The sequence below is a fragment of the Pseudophaeobacter sp. EL27 genome (assembly GCF_900313025.1).
In the GTDB taxonomy this organism is placed as follows: Bacteria; Pseudomonadota; Alphaproteobacteria; order Rhodobacterales; family Rhodobacteraceae; genus Pseudophaeobacter.
This window is the reverse complement of record NZ_OMPQ01000008.1, coordinates 534,545-557,412: the sequence shown is the minus strand read 5'-3', so window position 1 is coordinate 557,412 and position 22,868 is coordinate 534,545. Positions and strand designations below refer to the sequence as shown.

19 protein-coding genes are annotated in these 22,868 nt (G+C 58.0%); 12 read left to right on the top strand and 7 right to left on the bottom strand.

All coding sequences use genetic code 11. The annotated features are described in order from the left end of the window. Positions 1 to 26 precede the first annotated feature (26 nt). Positions 27 to 764 carry a LysR family transcriptional regulator gene (locus ED661_RS07210; protein WP_122073211.1) on the top strand — a complete coding sequence of 246 codons (738 nt, stop codon included), beginning with the start codon at positions 27 to 29 and terminating at the stop codon, positions 762 to 764. Between the two features lie 57 nt (positions 765 to 821). On the opposite strand, the gene ED661_RS07205 is transcribed toward ED661_RS07210, so the two are convergent. Genes ED661_RS07205 through ED661_RS07195 form a run of 3 tightly spaced genes read right to left on the bottom strand, consistent with a single transcriptional unit; the run spans position 822 to position 3,848 of the window. Beyond that, a complete protein-coding gene (locus ED661_RS07205) occupies positions 822 to 1,844 on the bottom strand; it encodes an ABC transporter substrate-binding protein (protein ID WP_122073210.1) in 1,023 nt (340 codons plus the stop codon). Then, the gene (locus ED661_RS07200) at positions 1,823 to 3,190 is read right to left on the bottom strand and encodes a sensor histidine kinase (protein WP_122073209.1); all 1,368 of its coding nucleotides are present in this window, start codon (positions 3,188 to 3,190) and stop codon (positions 1,823 to 1,825) included. Before ED661_RS07200 ends, ED661_RS07205 begins: the two co-directional genes overlap by 22 nt. Then, positions 3,183 to 3,848, bottom strand: a complete 666-nt coding sequence (locus ED661_RS07195) for a response regulator transcription factor (protein WP_122073208.1) — start codon at positions 3,846 to 3,848, stop codon at positions 3,183 to 3,185. Before ED661_RS07195 ends, ED661_RS07200 begins: the two co-directional genes overlap by 8 nt. Before the next feature lie 106 nt (positions 3,849 to 3,954). Between ED661_RS07195 and ED661_RS07190 the strand changes: the two genes are divergently transcribed. From ED661_RS07190 to ED661_RS07180, 3 genes are all read left to right on the top strand, one after another. Next, positions 3,955 to 4,941 carry a tripartite tricarboxylate transporter substrate binding protein gene (locus ED661_RS07190; RefSeq protein ID WP_122073207.1) on the top strand — a complete coding sequence of 329 codons (987 nt, stop codon included), beginning with the start codon at positions 3,955 to 3,957 and terminating at the stop codon, positions 4,939 to 4,941. A gap of 75 nt (positions 4,942 to 5,016) precedes the next feature. After that, positions 5,017 to 5,499, top strand: a complete 483-nt coding sequence (locus tag ED661_RS07185) for a tripartite tricarboxylate transporter TctB family protein (protein WP_122073206.1) — start codon at positions 5,017 to 5,019, stop codon at positions 5,497 to 5,499. A gap of 1 nt (position 5,500) precedes the next feature. Next, positions 5,501 to 7,015, top strand: a complete 1,515-nt coding sequence (locus ED661_RS07180; protein WP_122073205.1) for a tripartite tricarboxylate transporter permease — start codon at positions 5,501 to 5,503, stop codon at positions 7,013 to 7,015. A gap of 33 nt (positions 7,016 to 7,048) precedes the next feature. On the opposite strand, the gene ED661_RS07175 is transcribed toward ED661_RS07180, so the two are convergent. The 3 genes from ED661_RS07175 to ED661_RS07165 all read right to left on the bottom strand — a co-directional run bounded on the left by ED661_RS07175 (position 7,049) and on the right by ED661_RS07165 (position 10,032). Continuing rightward, positions 7,049 to 7,591: a rhomboid family intramembrane serine protease gene (locus tag ED661_RS07175; protein ID WP_254054787.1), complete on the bottom strand. Its 543-nt coding sequence runs from the start codon at positions 7,589 to 7,591 to the stop codon at positions 7,049 to 7,051. 159 nt (positions 7,592 to 7,750) lie between these two features. Next, positions 7,751 to 9,406: an acyl-CoA dehydrogenase family protein gene (locus ED661_RS07170; protein ID WP_122073203.1), complete on the bottom strand. Its 1,656-nt coding sequence runs from the start codon at positions 9,404 to 9,406 to the stop codon at positions 7,751 to 7,753. Further along, positions 9,403 to 10,032, bottom strand: a complete 630-nt coding sequence (locus ED661_RS07165) for a TetR/AcrR family transcriptional regulator (RefSeq protein ID WP_122073202.1) — start codon at positions 10,030 to 10,032, stop codon at positions 9,403 to 9,405. The genes ED661_RS07170 and ED661_RS07165 overlap by 4 nt, the downstream gene beginning before the upstream one ends. A gap of 284 nt (positions 10,033 to 10,316) precedes the next feature. Between ED661_RS07165 and ED661_RS07160 the strand changes: the two genes are divergently transcribed. Further along, complete coding sequence (locus tag ED661_RS07160) at positions 10,317 to 11,552, top strand: extracellular solute-binding protein (protein WP_254054786.1); 1,236 nt, start codon at positions 10,317 to 10,319, stop codon at positions 11,550 to 11,552. Positions 11,553 to 11,689: 137 nt separating this feature from the next. Further along, positions 11,690 to 13,702 (top strand): ATP-binding protein, encoded by a 2,013-nt coding sequence (locus ED661_RS07155; protein ID WP_162930068.1) that lies wholly within the window; start codon positions 11,690 to 11,692, stop codon positions 13,700 to 13,702. Positions 13,703 to 13,792: 90 nt separating this feature from the next. On the opposite strand, the gene ED661_RS21900 is transcribed toward ED661_RS07155, so the two are convergent. Continuing rightward, positions 13,793 to 13,969 carry a hypothetical protein gene (locus ED661_RS21900; RefSeq protein WP_162930067.1) on the bottom strand — a complete coding sequence of 59 codons (177 nt, stop codon included), beginning with the start codon at positions 13,967 to 13,969 and terminating at the stop codon, positions 13,793 to 13,795. A 248-nt stretch (positions 13,970 to 14,217) separates the two neighbouring features. On the opposite strand from ED661_RS21900, the gene ED661_RS07150 reads away from it, so the two are divergent. From ED661_RS07150 to edd, 6 genes are all read left to right on the top strand, one after another. Further along, positions 14,218 to 15,255, top strand: a complete 1,038-nt coding sequence (locus tag ED661_RS07150) for an AraC family transcriptional regulator (protein WP_122073200.1) — start codon at positions 14,218 to 14,220, stop codon at positions 15,253 to 15,255. Between the two features lie 135 nt (positions 15,256 to 15,390). Then, entirely contained in the window at positions 15,391 to 15,900 is a 510-nt protein-coding gene (locus ED661_RS07145) for a MarR family winged helix-turn-helix transcriptional regulator (protein ID WP_162930066.1), read from the top strand. After that, positions 15,897 to 17,549, top strand: coding sequence for a sulfatase-like hydrolase/transferase (locus tag ED661_RS07140; protein ID WP_122073198.1), 1,653 nt, complete (start codon positions 15,897 to 15,899; stop codon positions 17,547 to 17,549). The genes ED661_RS07145 and ED661_RS07140 overlap by 4 nt, the downstream gene beginning before the upstream one ends. Before the next feature lie 231 nt (positions 17,550 to 17,780). After that, positions 17,781 to 19,406: a glucose-6-phosphate isomerase gene (gene pgi, locus ED661_RS07135; RefSeq protein WP_122073369.1), complete on the top strand. Its 1,626-nt coding sequence runs from the start codon at positions 17,781 to 17,783 to the stop codon at positions 19,404 to 19,406. A gap of 44 nt (positions 19,407 to 19,450) precedes the next feature. Then, on the top strand, positions 19,451 to 20,911 hold the full coding sequence (gene zwf / locus ED661_RS07130) for a glucose-6-phosphate dehydrogenase (protein ID WP_122073197.1): 1,461 nt from the start codon (positions 19,451 to 19,453) through the stop codon (positions 20,909 to 20,911). A gap of 66 nt (positions 20,912 to 20,977) precedes the next feature. Next, positions 20,978 to 22,813: a phosphogluconate dehydratase gene (gene edd, locus ED661_RS07125; protein ID WP_122073196.1), complete on the top strand. Its 1,836-nt coding sequence runs from the start codon at positions 20,978 to 20,980 to the stop codon at positions 22,811 to 22,813. Positions 22,814 to 22,868 lie beyond the last annotated feature (55 nt).

Below are 22,868 nucleotides of genomic sequence, written 5' to 3'. Positions count from 1 at the left end.
CCAGTACGGTTTGATATTGTTCCGCTATGCAGGACTGGAAACCTCTCCCCGCCTTCTTGGCTGTGGCCCGACATGGCTCGCTTCGGGCGGCGGCCGTGGCAATCGACAGCACCCATGCAACCCTGCGCCGCCAGATTGAGGCGCTAGAGGCCGGGCTGCGGGTGCAACTGTTCCGACGCGGCGGGGATGGGCTGCATTTGACCGCCGCCGGCCGGGCACTGCTGCCGCAGGCACTGGAGGCAGAGGCGCTATTGCTGAAAGGGTTCAACGCGGTGCAGGGGCTGGACCGTGAAGCAACCGGGCGGGTGCGCCTGTCCGCCGACCCGATGACCGCGCATTATCTTCTGGCGCCGGTCTTGGCCGAATTTTGCAAGCTCTATCCCGATATTCACATCGATCAGATGCTGCCCGCCTCGGGACCAAAGGGGCGGGGGCTGACCTGGATCGGCTATGGCGCTGAGCCCAGTTTGATGGCGATGATCGCCAATTCGCCCTTTCCTGAGGCAAAGATACGCCACTCCATTCCCGATCCACAAATGCATTTGCACATGGCGCGGGCCGGGGCAGGGATGACCTTTCTGGCCAGCTGGGTGCAAAAGGAGTTCCCCGAATTGCAGCGGGTTCCGGGCACGGAACTGAACCAGGAGCGCTCCACCTGGTTGTTGCTGCATGGGGATCTGCGCCGGGTCCTGCGGGTGCGCCTGCTGGTGGATTACCTTCATGCTGCCCTGCAGGAGCGGCGTGTTGATTTTATCGGACCCTGATGCTGCGCCGTGACGCCTCTGCCGAGGCTGGGTGGGCAGGTGAGATCGCTGGGCTGTCTATTGAATGACGGCGCTTGTCCATTCCTGCAAAAAGGTGCGCCGTTTTAGGGGGTCCAGATAGGTCATCAGGGCGGGACCCAGCCCAATTGCGGATTGCGGTCGTGGGTCCAGTGCCGGGATCAGAGGCGGCAGAGGAAAGATGCCGGGGTCCACTGGGGCGGATTGGACCTTAAGCAAGTGGCGGATAAAATCTCTCGCGTGTTTTGGCTGCTTGGTTTGGGCAGATACAAATCCGCTCCGCATCATGGTGATCGGGAAATCGGCAGGTAGGATAATGGCCAGTTCCTCGCTGTCTTTGGTGCGGGCTGCAGCATAGCTGCCGAGCACATTATAGGCGACAGCAAGCTCCCCCTTTTGCAGATCGGTGATCATATCGCCGGAACAGCAATACAGACGTGTCCCCAGACTCCCCATCACCTCCATCAGCCGCCAATAGGTTTCAGAGGCACGGGCATCCTGGGTGGCAAAAAGATACCCCAGACCAGATTGACGAATGTCATAGGTTCCCAGTCTGTTGCGAAAAACTTCTGGGCGGGCGCGCAGGGCCTTGATCAGATCCTGGCGGGTCTGCGGCAGCGAATGCCCCGCAAAATCGGCGCGCCGAACAACAATGGCTGCGGGTTCCGTGGTAAAACCAAAGAGGCTTTGCCGCCACTGAGCCCAATCCGGCGTCGTGACCCCTTCAATCGCCAAGGCATGGCCATCGTTGGTCAGTTTGAATTGCAGATCCATTGCGCTGGAAATGACCAGATCAAACCCGCTGGGATCCTGACGGAAAATGCGGTCGATCTCAGCCGTTCCCGAGACAAGGTATTCGATAGACAAATCGGGCCGCTGGGCTAGAAAACTGGTGATAATCGGCGCAAAGAAGGATCTGTCGGTGCTGGACAGGATCGTGAGTGTCGGTCCGCTGCCACTGCCACTGCCGTGAAACATCGCCCGGTCTTCCCAGGTTTCCTGTTGCTGTGCCAGTGCCATCAGCGGCAAAAGCGCAAAGATCAGAGCGAGAATATAACGCATGCACCGCCTCCAGTGTGGTTGGACAGGGCCAGTTTCCCACCGTGGGCGATGGCGACATCCTGCGCAATTGTCAGCCCCAGCCCTGAGCCGATGGTCCCGGCTGCGTTATTGCCGCGTGAAAACCGCTGGGCCAGATCCGAGATCTCATCAATGGGGAACCCTGGCCCCTGATCGCGGATTTCCACCTGTGGTTGGGGCTGTGATGTCACCCAAATGTCGATTGCGCTTTCGCTTGGGGAGTATTTCAGGGCGTTGTCGATCAGATTGCGAATGGCATTTTGCAACAGGATAGGATCGCCCTGACACAGGACCGGCTGATCGCCAAGAAACCGCAGGTCGATGTCTTTCATTTCGGCGACTGGGGACAGGCGCAGCACCAGTTTTTGAACCAATTCCACCAGATCCAGTTGTTGGTACTCCAGCTGATCCGCGCGGAAGGTGATCATGGCGTGATCCAGCAGCTGCCCCGCCGCGCGTGAGCTTTCATCGATGGCGCGGATCATCGCGCGCAGGGCCTGCCGGTTTTGTTCCTTATCGACCCGCTGGAGGGTGGTTTCAGCATGGGAACGCACTGTCGCCAATGGGGTGCGGACGCGATGGGCGGCCTCTGCGATGAAATCTTCGGATTGGGTCAGCGATTGATTCAGCCGCGCCATCAACCGGTTGAGAGAGGCGACCAGGGGCAGCATCTCTGTGGGCACGGGTTTGATGACCGGGCTCAGATCCTGGGGGCCGCGCCTGGTAACCGAGGTGGCAAGACGATTGAGCGGCGCGATGGTGCTGGAGGTGGCCCAAAAGGACAAAAGCACCACCAGAACAAAGAAGCCAATGCCAAAAGAGGCAATATTTCGCGAGATCGCATTCAATCTGTCCGACAGCGCATCCTGGGTCTGGGCCACCGAAACGGTGATGCGGGTTTTGACATCGGCACCGAGCAGGGTACGTGACGCGGTAGATATCCTGATGGGTTTGCCGATGAATTCAGCGCTCTGATAGCGCCGCTCACCGCTGTCTGAACCCTTTGGCAGGGGCAGGTCCGCATATCCGGACAGCAGTTCGGCATCGCGGTAGATCGCATAGAACACGCGGTCATGCGCTGGTGTGGTCAGCATGGAAAAGGCGGCGTAGGGAAAGTCGATCTCTACCTGATCATCACGCAGCACTGCGGCGTCCAGAATCGAGGTAACAGAGGCGCCCAGGATGCTGTCCTGCCCCTGTTGTGCGATCTGGGCAGCGTAGGTGCGCACCACCAGAAACAACAGCACCGCAAGCAGTGAGGCGCCACCAATCAGCGTCACTGCAAGCCGATTTCGTAGGGATCCTGAGACCTTTGGTGACTCAGTCATGGTCCAGCCGGTACCCCAGCCCGCGATGGGTGGTGATCTTTAGGGCGGAACCTTCGAGATGTTTGCGCAGCCGTGCGATATAGACCTCCACCGCATTTTCAGAGACATCCTCTTCATAGGAAAACAGCCGGTCGACCAGCTTTTGCTTGGGGAAAATCTGTCCCGGAGCATTGAACAACAGTTCAAGCAATCGCAACTCCCGATTGCGCAGGTTGATGGTCTTGCCACAGACAGTGACCACCCCGGCCACCGGATTAAAGGAGACATCTTTGATCTGCAAAACACTCTGTGCGGTGCCCGCTTTACGGCGCAGAACTGCCCGGCATCTGGCCTGTAACTCTTCGTGATCAAAGGGTTTGGTCACATAGTCGTCGGCCCCCAGGTCCAGCATGCTGATTCTGTCGGAAACCTGTGAGCGCGCCGTCAGGACAATGACCGGGGTGTCGCGTTTCTGGTCGCGGTGGCGTTTCAGAAAGCTGCGCCCGTCGCCATCAGGCAGCATAATGTCGAGCAGGATCAGATCGTAGTCTCCGGTTTCGGAAAATCCAATTGCATCCGAAATATTTTCAGCATGATCAATAGTATGACCGTCCAGATGCATCCGGTCACAAACAGCTTTTGCAAGGTCTGGATTGTCTTCGACCAGCAGGAATTTCATGCTCTTCGTTCACTTTTTTCAGGGCGTGACAGCTCGGTGTCAGCTTCTCATGTTTGTCTCCCTCAACTGAGCCGCCTTTCGGACAGTTGTCAAATGGGAGGAAATCATGATGACATTTGAGTTGGGTCGCCGCGCCCTGATGGCGGGTGCAATCGCCACCTTGAGCCTTGTAACACCGGTTCTGGCCGAGGGGGAAAACACCCTCGAGAGCATTCACTTTCTGATCCCCGGCGGTGCCGGTGGTGGCTGGGACGGGACTGCACGTGGAACGGGTGAAGCCCTGACCAAGGCGGGGCTGGTTGCCACTGCCTCGTACGAGAACATGTCTGGCGGCGGTGGTGGCAAAGCCATTGGCTACCTGATCGAAAATGCCGACAGCAATCAGGGCACGCTGATGGTCAATTCGACCCCGATCGTGATCCGTTCGCTGACCGGGGTGTTCCCGCATAACTTTCGTGATCTGACGCTGGTTGCCGGCACGATTGGCGACTACGCCGCCATTGTTGTGGGCAAGGACAGCCCGGTTAACTCGATGAGTGATCTCTTGGCAGCCTATGATGCCAACCCGTCCAAAACCGCCATTGGGGGCGGATCGGTTCCCGGCGGTATGGACCACCTGGTTGCTGCCATGGTGATGGAGGCCGCAGGCAAGGATGCGCTGGCGGTGAAATACATCCCCTATGATGCCGGTGGCAAAGCCATGGCGGCGCTGCTGTCGGGGGAGATCGCAGCCCTGTCCACCGGATTCTCCGAGGCGGTCGATCTGGCCAATGCGGGTGAGGTCAAAATCATCGGTGTCACCTCGCAGGAGCGCGTGAGTGCCGCTCCGGAGGCCATGACCATGAAGGAGCAGGGCATCGACACCAGCTTTGTCAACTGGCGTGGTTTCTTTGCCGCCCCCGGCCTCTCTGAGGACAAACTGGCGATGTATCAGGCGGCCCTGGCCAAGATGTATGAGACCCCTGAGTGGGAAGAGGTCCGCGCCCGCAATGGCTGGGTGAACATCCATAATTCGGGTGATGATTTCAAAGGCTTCCTGGAAGAGCAGGAGCAGGTCATTGGCGATTTGATGAAAAAGCTGGGCTTCCTGTAGCTCTGATTTGACGGTGAGACCGAATGTGGCAGGGCGGCGACCGCCTTGCCGCATGAAACGCGCAGGGAGGGGAAAATGGCGCTTGATCGATGGATCGCACTGATCCTGCTAAGCATTTGTCTGGCCTATGGATATACGGCCTGGTTCACCATGGATGCCGGGTTGGCTCCATTCATGAAACGCAACCCGATCTGGCCTAGTACCTTTCCCAAGGTGCTCTCCATTCTGGGGCTGATTTCCTCCTGTGCCATCCTATTGGGGTTGGAAAAGGCCGAGGAGAAACCCGCCGAGATCAATTACCGCCGCTTGGGCGATTATCATCTGGGCCAAGCGCTGCTGCTGCTGTGGCTGATGGTTGCCTATGCGCTCTGCCTGCGCCCTGTCGGGTTTATTGTCTCGACCTCCGCATTCCTCATTCTGGGGTCTTTGATCCTGGGGGAGCGCAAATGGCCTATTCTGCTGCCGGTCGCAGTGACGGCGACACTGGTCGTCTGGTTTTTGGTTCAACAGGTTCTGGGCATCTATATGCGCCCATTGCCGGGTTTTTGGGGAGGCTGACATGCTCGAAGGACTTTTGATTGGCCTACAAACGGCCCTGTCGATGCAAAATCTTCTGATGGTGATTGGCGGCTGCCTGATTGGCACCTTTATTGGCATGCTGCCCGGGCTTGGGCCGATGTCGATCATCGCGATCATGATACCGGTGGCGATTTCGATGGGAGATCCTTCGGCGGCGCTGATCCTTTTGGCGGGGGTCTATTATGGCGCCATCTTTGGCGGTTCGACCTCCTCGATCCTGCTGAATGCGCCGGGGGTGGCGGGAACTGTCGCCTCCAGTTTTGATGGCTACCCCATGGCCCGTCAGGGCAAGGCTGGCAAGGCCCTGACCATTGCTGCCATTGCCAGCTTTGCCGGGGGCACGATTGGCGCCTTGCTGTTGATGATCTTTGCACCCGCTTTGTCTTCGGTGGCGCTGTTGTTTCATTCCCCTGAATACTTTGCGCTGATGGTTGTGGGTCTTTCGGCGATCGCCGCCTTTGCGGGCACCGGGCAGGTGGCCAAGGCGCTGCTGATGACGGTGCTTGGCCTGATCATGGCCACGGTGGGCGAGGGCGCGCTGTTCAATCTGCCGCGCTTTACCATGGGGTTGATGGATCTTCAGTCAGGGTTTGGATTTATCACCCTGGCGATGGCTATGTTTGCTCTACCTGAGGCCTTGTTTCTGGTGCTGAAGCCCAAGACCGCCCAAGAGGGCGACAGCGGTGCAATCAAGGATCTGCGCATCAGCCGTGCGGAGGCAAAATCCATTGCCCCCGTCATTGGGCGACAGTCCGTCCAGGGCTTTTTCATCGGTGTTTTGCCGGGAGCCGGGGCCACAATCGCCAGTTTTCTGGGCTACGCAGTGGAGCGTAATATCGCGCCAAAGCATGAGCAGGATGAATTTGGCAAAGGCTCCATCAAGGGGCTGGCAGCGCCCGAAAGCGCCAATAATGCTGCCTGCACCGGGTCCTTTGTGCCTCTGTTGACCCTGGGCATTCCGGGGTCTGGCACCACCGCCATTTTGCTTGGCGCTTTGGTGGCACTCAATGTGACGCCGGGGCCGCGGTTGATGATTGATCAGCCAGAGGTGTTCTGGGCGGTGATCATGTCGATGTTCATTGGCAACCTGGTACTGCTGATCCTGAACCTGCCGCTGATCCCCTATATTGCCAAGGTGCTGTCGGTGCCGCGCAGCTATCTGATCCCCTTCATCCTCTTCTTCACCCTGATGGGGGCCTATATCGGCCAGAATAACGCAACTGAATTGTTGCTGCTGGTTGGGTTTGGCGTCTGTGCCACGGCGCTGCGTTTTGCAGATTACCCGCTGGCACCTCTGTTGATCGGTTTCATTCTGGGCGGCATGCTGGAGGATAATTTCTCACGCTCGATGCAGCTATATGATGGGGCGGCATTCATCTGGGAGCGACCGCTGACGCTAGGTCTGTTGGTGATTGCCGCGTTGCTGGTGCTGTTGCCCAGCTACCGGGCGCGCCGCGCCAGGCTGCGGGCGCAGGGGGTCGCAGAAGGGGACTGAGCGCCCCAACCATCCTTCAAGCAGGCTGCGAACTTAGGCTTTGTTGCGTAGGGCGTAGCCTGCAAAAACCCCTGCGGCAGCGCCAAAGAGATGGGCCTCCCAGCTGACACCGGGTTGTCCGGGCAGGAGGCCCCAGAGCATCGTGCCATACAGGAAAGCGACTCCGGTGGCGGCCAATAACGGCACCAGCTGTTTTTCTATCACCCCTCGGGTCAGCAGAAAACCAAACCAGCCAAAGATCAACCCCGAGGCGCCGACATGGAGCGCGGTGCTACCAAACAGCCAAACACCGAACCCGCCCAAAGCGACAATGATGACCGAGGCTGGTAGAACCAATCTCTGAGCGGTGGCCGCCAGCAGACCGCCGAGGATGAGCAGGGGAACTGAATTGCCGACGGCATGACTCAAAGAGCCGTGCAGAAAGGGCATGAACAGGATGCCATCCAGCCCGCCAAGGGAGCGCGGCAGCAGCCCGAACAGACCATTCAGCGCGTAGCCCGAGATCAGGTTCACCACCTCAACTGCCCAGATGATGGCCAGCAGGATTGCAAGCCAGAGGAACCGTTCCAATATCATTGATCCTATCCATGCTTTCATAAGGCTAGGCCTAGCACGGTCTGGACAGAGGCGAAATGCTCTGATGGACCTTGCAATCGACTAGGCGCTCTGTTGCGCTGTTAGGCTGCGCACGAACAAGAAACTGTTGGTGCAATCGCGACTGTCTGGCCTGCCACTTCAGCTGAGCCCCCGGGCTCTTTGCACAATGGCGCCACAGTCTACGCTGGTTGGCAAGGTGCCGTAGCTGCCAGACCAGGGGGCGCCCAGACGCGAGGCGCAGAAGGCATCCGATACAGGAGCCGGGGCGTGTTTCACCAAGAGCGCAGCCTGCCAGACCAGCGCCATGTGTTCGGTCATGCGACGGGCCCGCAGTTCAATATCGCTGGTATCGGCCAGAGCCACCTTCAAATCATCCAGGGATTTGTCAAAATGCGCATTGCCACCTCTGGCGCTTTCCACTTCGTTCAGAAACGCGACACCCGCCTCGGGATCGCGTTGGAGGGCGCGCAACACATCCAGGCAGATCACATTGCCAGAGCCCTCCCAGATCGAGTTCACCGGGGCTTCGCGGTAGAGGCGCGGCATGATGCTTTCTTCGACATAGCCCGGCCCGCCGTGGCACTCCATCGCCTCGTAGGTGTGATTGGGGGCACGTTTGCAGATCCAGTATTTGCCGATGGCGGTGCCGATGCGTGCCAGGGCAGCGGCCTCTGTGTTGCCAGCCTCACCTTCGTCAATGGCCCGACCCAGCCGCAGGCTGAGCGTGGTGGCCGCCTCGGATTCCAGGGCAAGGTCCGCAAGGACATTTTGCATCAACGGCTGATCAATGAGCCGTTTCTGAAAGGCTGAGCGATGCGAGGTATGGTGCAGTGCTTGAACCAGCCCCTGCCGCATCAGGGCCGCAGAGCCAAAGGCGCAGTAAAACCGGGTGCCCTGTACCATCTCGATGATGGTCTTGATGCCTTTGCCCTCGGGGCCGACCAGTAGCCCCCAGGTGTTTTGCAGCTCCATCTCGCTGGAGGCATTTGATGTGTTGCCCAGTTTGTCCTTGAGCCGCTGCAGGAACAACCCGTTGCGCTGCCCGTCGGGCTGAAAGCGCGGGATCAGGAAGCAGGACAGGCCCGCTTCGGCATAGGCCAGTGTCAAAAAGGCATCCGACATCGGGGCCGAGCAGAAAAACTTATGCCCCGTCAGGCGGTAGCCCTCGCCATCACGGGTTGCCCGGGTGGTGTTTGCCCGCACATCTGATCCGCCTTGCTTTTCGGTCATGAACATTCCCATCTGGGCGCCAGTTTTTTCGCCAACGGGAATGTCACGTTTGTCATATTTGGTTGACAGCAGTTTCGGCAACCATTCCTCGGCAATGGCCGGGCTCGCCTTCAGGGTTGGAATGGCTGCATAGGTCATGGCGATGGGGCACAGGACGCCGCCCTCGATCTGGTTGAGCATATAGTTCAGAGCCGCATGGGCCACGTGGCCGCCAGCCCCGGCGTTGTTCCAGGCAAAATTTGGCAAACCGTTTGACACCGCCAAATCCTGAAGCGCGTGGTAGCTGGGGTGAAAACTCACCTGATTGACCCGCATCCCGTAGCGATCAAAGGGCTTTAGCTCGGGGCCAGAGCGATTGGCCTGATCGGCTTGTTCGAGCACGTCCTCACGGCCTGCGGCCTTGCCAAAAGCTGCCATCTGAGGTTCGGCCCAGGCGGCTCCTTCACGCGTGATGCCTTCGCGCAGGGCCAGATCCGATGTCCAAAGATCCTGGTCCCCCATATGGGGTGGCGTATTGGTGACTTCGTGGGTCGGCAACACAGCGACCGGGTTACGAATGCTCATGAGGGGCTCCCCTTCAGGTGTCCAGTAACGGCGTTTAAACAAAAACGAACGATCGCCGCGATTTCAGTGCTTCTGTCGTTAGGGCTGCTATTGGGTTTGTCGGCGAGAGGCCCGATCAAGGCCTCTGCCAGGGCGCCAACCATACAGTTGGCAACGAGCTGTGTCGGTTGCTCGGGGAATTCGCCGCTCCTAATGCCATCATCGATGATGCGGCCCAAAACAGCCGCATAGGACCTGCGAAACACCAGGCGTTCGCTGTCGACCATGGAGTCGACGGGTTCAAAGATGAGCGCATAGGCCAGCACTGGTGATTGCAGAGCGCGGCGGGCAAAGACATCCAGCGCATCGCTCAGCCGTGGGATTGCAGGCCCGTCAGAGGCGGCAATCTCGGCCATCACCTGGACTTCACGCTTGGTGACACGGCGAAAAACTTCGGCCAGAAGGTCCGCTTTTGAAGGAAAGTGACGATAGAGCGTACCAGTTGCCAGGCCTGCAGCGGCGGCAATCGAAGACATATGAACGGCCGCAAATCCGCCCTCGGCGACGGCTTCTCGCGCCACGCTCAGGATCTTTTGGTGGATGTCTTCTTTGTGTCTGCGGGTCTTTTCAGTCGCCCGATAGGCCATGATGTGAATCCAGATTCATTTTGAAATAATGAACATGGGTTCATTTCTTGAGTCAAGACAGGCTGCCGATCATTTGGGGGGACGCGACGTCAGATTTTGAGCGGGCATTTTTGCAGAGGCTGGCGCTGCAAAGTTTAGGGTGGTCGTCTGTGGCGAAGTCGGATTACGTTAGCCCTAAGATTGTGGAGGTGCGCCCAGGGTTGAGTTCTTGCTTCAAAGGGCGGTTGGGTCAGTTATTGGAAGGTAGATCGATAGTGGTTTCGCGGTTTGGACTCATCATACCCTTGCTTGCCTCAATGTTCTTTGCCCGTCCGGCCGCGGCGCAAACCGAGCTGAGCATGTGGTATCATGGATCTCAGAATGAGCTTGAACGGGGAATCATTCTGGAGATTGTTGATGACTTCAACGCCAGCCAACCGGATTGGAAAGTCATACTGAAGAGTATCCCGGAAGGCAGTTATAACGATGCTGTTGTTCAGGCGGCTTGGACCGGGAACCTGCCTGATATTATTGACGTCGATGCACCCGTGGTCGCCAATTGGGCCTGGCAGGGGTATTTGCAGCCCTTGGCAATTGATGCCTCTCTTGTAGATCCTTTTCTGCCCTCTACCGTCGGGCGCTGGAATGGCGAGATCTACTCGGTTGGCCTCTGGGAGGCCGCCCTTGCGATCCTGACACGCAAATCCACTTTGGCAAAATATGACATACGTTTGCCTAGCCTTGCTGAGCCATGGACCGCCACCGAGTTCGAAGCGGCCCTGGTTAAAATCAAGGCTTCAGGAGAGTTCGATTATCCGCTCGACCTGGGGGTCTCCGGGGAGGGGGAATGGTTTCCCTATGCGTTAAGCCCCTTTTTGCAAAGCTACGGGGGCGATCTGGTTGACCGATCCACCTATATGACCGCGCAGGGGGTGCTGAATGGCGAGGCCGCATTGCGTTTTGGGGCATGGTGGCAATCCCTGTTTACGCGCGCGCTGGTTCCAGCTGTAGGATTAGCCCAGAAAGATCGGACCGAAGGTTTGATTGATGGCACCTATGCTATGGCCTGGAATGGCAACTGGACAGTGCTGGACGTTATCGAAGCCCATGGTGAGGACGTTGTGTATTTGCCTGCGCCTGATTTTGGCAAGGGCAGCGTGATTGGCGCAGGCAGTTGGCAGTTTGGTGTTTCTGCCACGTCAGAGCATGTCACCGGAGCCAGTGCCTTTGTGGAATTTGCGATCCAGGACCGGTACCTTTCTAGCATCGCGGATACCTTGGGGTTGATCCCGCCGACCCCTGCCGCGGCAAAGGCGTCGAAGAACTACGGCCCCGATGGGCGCTTGTCGGGGTTTGTCGATTTGTCACGACAGCAGGCAATGCTGCGTCCGGTATCCCCCAGCTATGTTGTGATCGCAAAAGTGTTTGAAAGAGCATTGGTCGAGATCGCCGGCGGGGCCGATGTTCAGGAGATGCTGAACGAGGCGGTCAACGACATCAATCGGGATATCCTGCGAAATGCAGGGTATAAACCCGAGTGAAACTGGTGCTTGGACTAGGCATCCCCTCTCCTGCAAAGACCTGTGGGAATGTTCAGAACGGATTGGGCTTGAGACGTCAAAGGGCACATCTAGTGATAAAGGAATACCTGTATAGACTTTGCGGCGCCCTGGTCGGTTTGGCTGTCCTTGCAGCATTGCCCGGACAGGGGAATGCAGATCCGCTGCGGGTCGGGTTTTATGAAAACCCTCCCAAGATCTTTCGCGATGAGAAGGGGCAACCGACAGGGTTCTGGCCGGAGGTGACGGAGGCCATACTCACCGGATTGGGGTATGACTTTGAATATATCGACTGTGAGTGGGAAACCTGTCTGGAAATGGTGCGGCAGGGGCAGCTCGACCTGATGCCGGACGTGGCCTTTTCTGAAGAACGGGCGCAGCAGTTTCAGTTCATCAATGAGGCGCTCATCTATTCTTGGTCCACAATTGTCACCTCCGAGAAGGTTGAGATTGCATCGCTACAGGATTTTGAAGGAAAGCGGATCGCCGTTCTTGCCAATAGCATTCAGGAGCGCGACCTGAGCCGGGTATTGCGGGAGGAGGGGTTGAAGAGCAAGCTGATCTGGACGTCATCCGTGCAGGGCGCGATTGATGCCATTCTGGTCGGTGATGCGGATATGGCAATTACCAACACCTTCTTTGCAGTCAAAATGGCCGAGCAAAACAGCCTGCGCATTCCTGAATTGCCATTTCAGGTCAATTCCTATCATTACATCGTCCCGACAGATGCCCCGCACAGCTTTGTGCAGGCGATGAATCTGGCCTCTTACCGACAGCAAATGACATTTGGATCGGAGTTTCATTCAGCTGAGTACGAATGGATCTCATTTCACAAAGCACCACTCCCCGGTTGGCTGACGACTGCCGCCCTTATCACAGCTTCAGTGCTGTTACTGTCGGGGGCGCTTATCTTCATCCTGCGTCGTGTTGTTCAGGCACGTACCTCGGACCTTGCCACGACAGTTGAAGCGCTGAGTGCAGAGATGGACCTGCGTAAGAAAGCGGAGAAATTTGCTCTGGAGACGCAAAAGTTTGACGCGATCGGGCGGTTGGTTGGGGGTGTTGCGCATGATTTCAATAATTTGCTTTCGGTGATCATGGGGAATCTTGAACTACTGAAGGACCAAAAGGAGCTCGACGCGACATCGCAGAAATTCACCGATCAGGCGCTTCTGGCGACCAAACGCGGGGCAAAGCTGACCTATGACCTGCTGTCCTTTGGGCGCCGTGCCCAATTGGTTCCGCAGGTGCTCAGAATTGATCTGGTCTTGGGCGGTATTGAGGAAATGCTGCGTCGGACCTTGCCTGAGAACATCTCTGTAGCGTTTTCATATGACCCGGATTTAAAGGCCGTTCTTCTGGATCAGGGGCAGCTAGAGAACGCGATTTTGAACCTGGTGTTGAACGCCCGGGATGCGATGCCGGGTGGTGGCAGGCTGACACTTTCCGTCTCCAACCTGAGTTCAGATGGGACAGAAGGCAGGGAGCCTTTGGTTGATCAGGTGGTCGTGTCTGTCACCGATACTGGAATAGGGATCAAAGAGGAGGCTTTGAACAAGGTATTTGAACCCTTTTTCACAACAAAGGAAATCGACAAAGGCTCTGGAATGGGCCTGGCGATGGTGCATGGTTTTGTGACCCAGTCAGGTGGCCAAATTCGTATTCATAGCATCTGGGAACAGGGGACAACGGTTGAACTGAGGTTCCCGGTCACATCAGAGGAGCTGGAGACGGTCGCGGGCAGTGATACCTCCACAGAGCTGTTGGGCGATGAAAAAATCCTGTTGGTTGAAGATGACGAAGATGTCCGGCACGCGCTAAGCAAGCGGCTTTCAGCCTCGGGCTTCAACGTGACAGAGGCCAGCAACGGGGCGGCGGCTTTGGAGTTGGCTACCAGCTCAACGGGTTTTGATTTGCTGGTCACTGACCTGACAATGCCGGGGTCCATTCAGGGGGTGGATTGGGTGCGCCAGGCCCGAGACACATTTGGCGAAGTTCCAATTGTCGTCTTAACCGGCTATGGCTCGGATGCTCTCGACGGCCTCTCAGATCTTTCAAGATGCCTTCTGCTGAACAAGCCGATTTCCGGACCTGTTTTGATCTCCAAGATCAGACACCTTTTGGAAGATTGACCCTCTTTGGTGGCACAGCCCGCTTTGCCAGGAGTGGGGCAATGGGGGGGTAACCCTATTCGAGTACCGATCCTTAGAGCCTAAACGCCTCTACGTCAGGTGGGATAGGGCCTGATCGAACAATAAAAACGCAGCGATAGGCTGGATCTCGGCCCGGGCCTGCGGGGGGCCAAGATCCAGAACCAGTGTGGCTGCTGTCAGGGTCGCACAGCCCCCGAGTAAGGCAATAATGATGAATTTGAAGAGCGGCATGAGAGAGCTGTTCATTGATCTATTCCTTGTGTCCAAACGAAGCGCAGAAGGGCCGGGCTTGATTTTGCAGCGAAGCGACAGCTCCAAACCCTTCGGATGCCTGAATGAATAGGTGACTAGCGGTGCCGAAATATTGACTGGATGTGCCAAAGACTTGACAGCGCATGCCAAAGGCTGAACCTGTGGTAACGTATTTGTTATGGGGTTTTGTTCGCAGCCAAAATGCTTCCTCTCCCCTATGAGTGTTCTTCTGGAGTAGAGAATTGACCTCCGTTTCGACTATCTACGCCAAAAAACAGATCGAGAATGCGGATCAGATCCCAGACAAGGGAAAGCTGCTGGATCTGATTGGGCTGACGCCGGAAATGATCGATGATCCTTCCGTGATGGTGCCGGTTGCCACCTATCATGCCCTGATGGAAGTCATCGCCGAAAGCGAACTTCCCGACCTGAAGTTCCACATGAAGACCTGCCAGAGCATGCGGTGCGATGAATTTGGGGTCTTTGGGCTTGCCTTTAAATCTGCCCCAACCCTGCGTCACGGGTTTCAGCGCATTTGGCGCTACACTCGGCTGCATAACCGCTTTGCCAGTTTCTCTGCCATGCAAGAGGGCGATCGGTTCTGTTGGTCCATGCAGGTCCCTGACCCTGGCGGGATTGGCAGCTTTTTGTCCAGAGAGGCCGCAATGGGCACCACACTGACGCTTTGTCGCGAAACAACCACGCAGGATCTAAAGCCCTGTCATGTTCAGTTCGTGCATGAAAGACAGGGATCTATTGAGGCCCTGGTTGAACATTTTGGCTGCGAACCGGAATTTGGAGCGCCGTCTGATGCTTTGCATTTTGATCTGTGGGACGTTGATCAACCCTGTGCCATTGGCGATGCTGGGGTCTGGAGATACCTGATCTCTCATCTAGATCAGATGATGGAAAAAGAGCCGGACCAAGAGCCAAGCTTTGAAGCCCGTGTTGTGGAAGAAATAGCAAAACTGCTCAGTGGCGGGGTGCCGCAGCTGTCAGAGGTTTCAAAAAACATGGGGCTGGGCGGGCGTACCTTTCAACGACGTCTGAGTGAGAGGGGCCATAGCTTTCAGTCCCTCACCGATGAGGCCCGTCGCAAACTTGCCCAGCAGCTTATTCGCTCATCAACCTATTCCTTTTCCGAGATAGCCTTTTTGACCGGGTTCTCCGAACAAAGCGCCTTTTCGCGCGCTTTTAAACGCTGGTCTGGTCAAACCCCAAAAGCCTACCGCGGCGCCCTGCGTGAAAACGCTCCTGCGGGCTCCAGCCTGGCTGAATAGGGCTCTGGCATCATCCTTGAACGTCAGGCCGCTGTGCTTGGGGCAGTGGCATGTCCGCTACCTGGGTGGGGGTGTTCCAATACATGACTTGTCATGTATGTGGTTTTGCGGCTTTATGGGATCTCGGAGGAACGCATGCCAAAACCTGTCCTAACAAAGGCCGAGCGGATCAAAGCGCGGCGCGCCCGGGAAGAGGTGAATATCTTTGCCCGGATGCCTGCGGCCTATGCTGCATCTCGCGGGCAGGCGGCGAAATTCCTGCAACGTGCTGGTGGGCTGTCGGTGGTGGAATGGCGGGTGCTTTGGGATCTCAGTGAGGCGGGCCCTTTGTCGATCCGCGAGATGGCCTCAATCCAGCGGGTGGATCATTCGCAGCTGAGCCGCGCCCTGCCGGGGATGCGGCGCAAGGGTTTTGTCACCATGGAGCGGGACGCGGAAGACCGCCGCCAGATGAATGTCGCTTTGACCGAAGCGGGCCGCGCGGCCTATGCACAGGCCGCCCCAATCATGAGAAAACGGCGGGAAGGGCTTCGACGTGTCTTTTCTGCAGAGGAATTAGAGCAGTTTGCAGGTCTATTTGATCGGCTCGAAGAGTTTCTTCGCCAGCCCGTAGAGGACCTGCTGGAGGAGGAGAAAAACCCATGAGTAAACGCCCCAATGTCCTGTGGATCATGGCGGATCAGCTGCGATTTGACTACCTGAGCTGCTATGGCCATCCGCATCTGCACACGCCGCATATTGATGCGCTGGCCAAGCGTGGCGTGCAGTTCAACAAGGCCTATATCCAGTCGCCAGTTTGTGGCCCCTCGCGGATGTCGGCCTATACGGGGCGCTATGTACGCAGTCACGGATCGACCTGGAACGGCATGCCGCTGCGGGTGGGCGAGCCGACCCTGGGCGATCATCTGCGCGAAGCAGGGGCGCGGGCGGTTTTGGTGGGTAAAACCCATATGCGCGCAGATCTGGAGGGCATGGCCTGGCTAGGTATTGATCCCAACAGCACCATCGGAGTGAGCCGCTCGGAATGCGGCTTTGAACCCTTTGAGCGCGACGATGGGCTGCATCCCGACAGCGCGCGGCAGAACTGGTCTGCCTACGACGATTACCTGGTGAAAAACGGCTACAAGTCGGAAAACCCCTGGGGTGACTTTGCCAATTCCGGTCTGGATGAAGAGGGCGAGCGCCTGTCGGCCTGGTTGCTGAAAAACTCGCGCCTGCCAGCCGATGTGCCGGAAGAGCATTCCGAGACCGCCTATATGACCAACCGGGCGATTGATTTTATGACCGAGGCCAGTGCTGATGGGCGACCCTGGATGTGTCATCTGTCCTATATCAAACCGCATTGGCCCTATATCGTGCCCGCGCCCTATCATGACATGTACGGGCCCGAACATGTGGTTGACCCGATCCGCAGTGAGGCCGAGCGCGACACCGATCATCCGCTGCTGGGGGCCTATCTCAATGCCCGCGTCTGTCGCAGCTTTGCCCGCGATCATGTGCGCGAACATGTGATCCCCGCCTATATGGGGCTGATCAAGCAGCTGGATGATAATCTGGGGCGGCTCTTTGCCTGGATGGATGAGGCGGGGCTGAGCGACAATACCATCATCGCTTTTACCTCGGATCATGGTGATTACATGGGTGATCACTGGATGGGGGACAAGGATTTCTACCACGATGTCGCTGCCAAAGTACCGCTGATCATTGCGGATCCCCGCCCAGAGGCCGATGCGTCGCGTGGCTCGGTTGCTGAAGAGCTGGTCGAGATGATCGACCTGGCGCCAACCTTCATGAATGCACTTGGTGCGGAGGCCAAACCCCATATCATCGAGGGGCGCGACCTGACCCCGATCCTGACCGGGACGGATGGCTTCTCCCGGCGCTATGCTATCTGCGAACATGACTATCACTGGTCCGAAATGGCGCGCGAGCTGGGTGTGGCGCAGGAACAGGCCCATACGGTGATGATTTTTGACGGCCGTTGGAAGTTCATCCGCTGCGAAACCTTCCGTCCGGTACTGTTTGATCTGGAAACGGATCCGCAGGAATTGACCGACCTTGGCGCTTCGGATGCGGCAGAACACATCGCCGTGCGCGCCCGTATGGAGGCCGCGTTGCTGGATTGGTCGCGGCGCCATCACACCCGCATCACAGCGACACCGGCGGTCCTTGCCAGCCAGAAAATTGCCGCCGAGGGCGGCATCCTGATCGGGTTCTGGGATGAGCAGGAATATGAAGAGGCCACCGGAAAACCATTCAGCAGCCTGGTGCCCGCAGGGCGACCAGGGGGGTGAAACCCTCCCAGGTCACCGTGCTCACATGGGGTGTTGCGCAAGGACACCCTTTGTGCGGTGAGGAGCCTCAGCCCTCCCATTCCCTACAGTTGCCCGCTGCTTTCTTCTCTGCCGGGTGGTGTGGAGGCAATCAAGAATAAGGGGTTCTCACCCCTCCCTGTTAGCGCTAACTGTATTGCATAAGGGCAGGAGGTGTGATTCGGCTAAGTGGTTTCGTAAAGGTATTTGAAAATGAACAAAATCTGGTCAGGGCTGAGCGAACATCGTCGGCAGACTTGCGCGACGACGATTGCCGACCTGTTTGAGCTGGATCCAAACAGGTTTCAGACCTTTTCTTGCGAAGCTGACGGGCTATTACTGGATTACTCCAAAACCAGCCTGGATGATGTCGGGCTGAACTTGCTGATCGACCTGGCAGAGAAAGCTGGCCTGGCCAGCAAGATCCAGGGCATGTTCCGCGGTGACCCGATCAATGTGACAGAAGGCCGGGCCGTGTTGCATACTGCCTTGCGGGCACAGGGCGAACCCGTGGTGCTGGTCGATGGTGAGGATGTTATGCATGACATTCACCATACTAAGCAACGGATGGAGAGTTTTGCCGGCGGTCTGCGCAATGGCCTACACAAAAGCGCAACAGGGGCGCGTTTCACGGATGTGGTGAATATCGGCATCGGGGGTTCCGACCTGGGCCCGGTGATGGCGGTCAAAGCTCTTGCGCCCTATCACGATGGGCCACGCTGCCACTTTATCTCCAATGTGGATGGTGCCGATATCACGGATAGCCTGGAAGGGCTGGACCCGCAAACCACGCTGATCGTCATCGCCTCCAAGTCCTTTACCACTGTTGAGACCATGACCAATGCAGCAACGGCGATCAACTGGCTGCGCGCCGCCCTTGGCGATCAGGCAAGCCAGCATTTGGCGGCGGTTTCAACTGCTTTGGACAAAACTGCCGAAATGGGTATTTCTCCGGAGCGCGTCTTTGGTTTTGGCGATTGGGTCGGTGGGCGATATTCGCTTTGGGGGCCAGTTGGTCTGCCCATCCTGATTGCGGTTGGTAGTGAAAACTTCCGGGCTCTGCTCAGCGGGGCGGCGGCAATGGATCGGCATTTTCAAAGTGCGGATCTTCGTAACAACCTACCGGTGCTGCTTGGGCTTGTAGGGATCTGGCACAGCAATATCTGCGGCTACGCCACCCGGGCAATCCTGCCCTATGAACAGCGGCTGGCGCGGCTGCCGGCCTATCTGCAACAGCTGGATATGGAGAGCAACGGCAAGGGTGTCACGCTGGAGGGGGCTCCTGTTGCGCGCGCCTCTGGCCCTATTGTCTGGGGAGAGCCCGGCACCAATGGCCAGCATGCCTTTTATCAATTGCTGCACCAGGGCACCCATGTGGTGCCGGCAGAGTTCCTTATTGCCGCAGAAGGGCATGAACCCGCGCTGACGCATCAGCATGATCTGCTCAAAGCCAATTGTCTGGCCCAATCCGAAGCCTTGATGCGGGGGCGCTCATCAGAGCAGGCCCGGGCCCTGGCCGAGAGCCGAGGCATTGCCGAAGATGACCTCGATCGCATGACAGCCCATCTGACCTTTCCCGGCAATCGCCCATCGGTTACGCTGGCTTATCCGCGCCTGACCCCCTTTGCACTGGGTCAGATCATTGCCCTGTATGAGCATCGTGTTTTCACCGAAGGCGTCATCTGGGGTATCAATTCGTTTGATCAATGGGGCGTCGAGCTGGGCAAGGAACTTGCCGTTGATCTGCTGCCCCTCATTCAGGGCGCCAAGGATATGAGCAAGGATGGTTCCACCCTTGGGCTGGTGGCCAAACTGACAGCGCCCAAACCCACACCCTGAGGAACGCCCAGAGGGGCGCCCATCATAACTGGATCTGATACACTATGGTTTCTCGCGTCATCCCCGTTGATCCCTTTGATTTGGTTCTCTTTGGTGCCACTGGAGATCTGGCACGGCGCAAAATCCTGCCCAGCCTGTTTCATCGTTTCCAGATCGCTCAATTCTGTCCCAAAAGCCGCATTGTCGGCACCTCGCGCAGCAGGTTGGATCGGGCAGGGTTTCAGGAGCTGGTGGCCGAGGCCATTCGGGAGTTTGGCCAGGAAGGCGAAACTGGAGAAGAGGATATCGCCGCTTTCGTGCAGCTGTTGGACTATGTGCCAGTGGAGGCTAAGGGCGATAGCGGCTGGCAGGAGCTGAAGGCCCATCTGCGCCCGGATGTGATCCGGGCTTTCTATCTCTCGGTTGGCCCCAGTCTGTTCCCTGAAATCGCCAGCCGTCTCAGCAGCTGTGGCATAGCCACCCCCGACAGCCGGATCGTTCTGGAAAAGCCGTTTGGCCATGACCTCGCCTCGGCGCAGGCCCTGAATGCGGCGCTGGGAGATCATTTTGACGAAAGCCAGATCTACCGGATCGACCACTATCTGGGCAAGGAAACCGTGCAGAACCTGATGGCGCTGCGCTTTGCCAATTCCCTGTTTGAGCCTTTGTGGAACTCCACCCATATCGACCATGTGCAGATCACTGTTGCCGAAAGCATCGGCGTCTCTGGGCGCGGAGAGTATTATGACCGTTCCGGTGCGATGCGGGACATGGTGCAAAACCACCTGATGCAGCTGCTCTGCCTCACCGCGATGGAACCGCCCTCAAGGTTTACGCCCAATGCGGTGCGCGATGAGAAGGTCAAAGTGATTGAATCCCTGGAGCCGGTCTCACAGAATGATCTGGCGCGAGGGCAATATCGCGCCAACCCGGCCACCTCTGATGCAGACAGCTATCTGGATCACGCCGGCGATCCCAGCAGCCGTACCGAGAGCTTTATTGCGATGAAGGTGCAGGTGGCCAATTGGCGCTGGGCGGGAACGCCCTTTTATCTGCGGACAGGCAAATGCCTGCGTGCGCGCGAAAGTGAGATTGCGGTCTATTTTCGCGACCCGCCCCACAATATTTTTGAAGGTGCGGCGGGGGTGCATGGCAATGTGCTGGTGATCCGCCTGCAACCTGATGAAGGCATCATCCTGCGCACCACCATCAAGGATCCGGGTCCGGGCGGTATGCGCCTGACGGCTGCAAATCTGGACATGACCTTTGCCGACTCTCTGCCCGAAGCGGGGCGGCCCCAGGACGCCTATGAGCGGCTGATCATGGATGTCATCCGTGGCAATCAAACTCTGTTCATGCGTGGCGATGAGGTTGAGGCCGCCTGGGCCTGGGCCGATCCCATCATTGCTGGCTGGAGCCAGGCAGGAGCGGTGCCACAGGCCTATGATCGTGGCAGCTCCGGACCTGAAGATTCACTCTTGTTGATGCACCGCGACAACCGTCGTTGGCGCACGATAGGCGCCTGATATGATCCGCCGCCACCCCTTGCCCGCTCATGGCTAGCCCCGTCAGACACCCGAAAGGCCTCCAACATGCGACCAAATAAAACTCTCGCCGAGGTCACCGACCGGATCATCGCCCGCAGCGCCTCAAGTCGTAGGGCCTATCTTGAACGCATGGAGGCCGCTGCTGGCAAGGGGCCGGCGCGGGCGCATCTCAGCTGTTCGGGGCAGGCCCATGCCTATGCGGCTGCTGGTGCTGATCAGGCAACTTTGGCGCAGGCCAGCCTGGGGCATCTGGGCATTGTGACGGCTTACAATGATATGCTGTCGGCGCATCAACCCTTTGAGACATATCCGGCGCTGATCCGTGAGGCTCTGCGGGGGGCTGGCGGTACTGCTCAGGTGGCGGGCGGGGTGCCTGCCATGTGTGATGGCGTCACCCAGGGGGAGGCAGGCATGGAGCTGAGCCTGTTTTCCCGCGATACCATCGCCATGGCGGCGGGCATCGCGCTGAGCCACAATGTTTTTGATGCGGCGGTCTACCTCGGGGTCTGTGACAAGATCGTGCCGGGGCTGGTGATTGGGGCGCAGGCCTTTGGCCATATTCCGGCGGTTTTCCTGCCAGCCGGCCCTATGACCAGCGGATTGGCCAATGATGAAAAGGCTCAGATCCGCCAGAAATTCGCCGCCGGAGAGATCGGGCGGGATGAATTGCTGAAGGCAGAAATGGCCGCCTATCATGGCCCCGGCACCTGCACCTTTTATGGCACTGCCAATTCCAATCAGATGTTGATGGAATTCATGGGGTTACATCTGCCTGGGTCCAGCTTTGTCAATCCGGGCACCAAGCTGCGTGAGGCGTTGACTGTTGAAGGCGCCAATAGGGCGCTGTCGCTTTCAGCGCTTGGCAACAGCTACACGCCGGTCTGTCAGATCCTGGATGAAAAGACCTATGCCAATGGCATTGTTGGGCTGATGGCGACGGGCGGGTCAACCAATCTGCTGATCCATCTCATCGCCATGGCGCGGGCTGGGGGCATCATTCTGGACTGGCAGGATTTTGCGGATCTGTCCGAGGTGGTGCCATTGCTGGCGCGGGTCTATCCAAACGGGCTGGCCGATGTGAACCACTTCCACGCCGCAGGTGGTCTTGGCTTTTTGATCGGAGAGCTCTTGGGCGCGGGCTTCCTGCATGGCGACACCAAAACTGTGGCGGGCGATGGGCTGGCCAACTACACCCAAGAGCCCTTCCTGTCGGAGGAGGGGCTGACCTTCCGCCCTGGCACCACGGAGAGCTTGAATGAGGCGATTGTTCGCCCCGCCGCAGAGCCGTTTCAGGCCTCTGGCGGGCTCAAGCGCCTGACAGGTTCGCTGGGAACCGCAGTGATCAAGGTCTCGGCAGTGGATGAAAAGCACCATGTGATCGAGGCGCCTGCGCGGGTGTTTCATGATCAGGAGGACGCCAAGGCGGCCTTTAAGGCAGGCGAGTTCACTGGCGATACGATTGTTGTCGTGCGGTTTCAGGGCCCCAAGGCCAATGGCATGCCAGAGCTGCACAGCCTGACCCCGATGCTGGCGATCCTGCAGGGGCGGGGGCACAGGGTGGCGCTGGTCACTGATGGGCGCATGTCAGGGGCCTCGGGCAAGGTGCCTGCGGCCATTCATGTGGTGCCCGAAGCGCTGGATGGCGGCCCCATTTCCAAGCTTCGCGATGGCGATGTGATCCGTTTGGACGCCTCTGCTGGCGTGCTGGAGATTCTCACGCCCGGAGTATTGGAGCGTGCCTGTGCCAGCGCTGATCTCAGCGCCTATCAACAGGGCGTAGGGCGCGAGATGTTTGGGATGTTCCGCCGTACGGTGACCTCGGCGGATACCGGCGCCACGGTGTTTGATCTGATTAACGAAGGACCACCCCGCAAAAATTGACCCACGCTGTTCTGACCTATCTGATCCCCTTTGCCTTGCTGCAAGGCTTGACTCG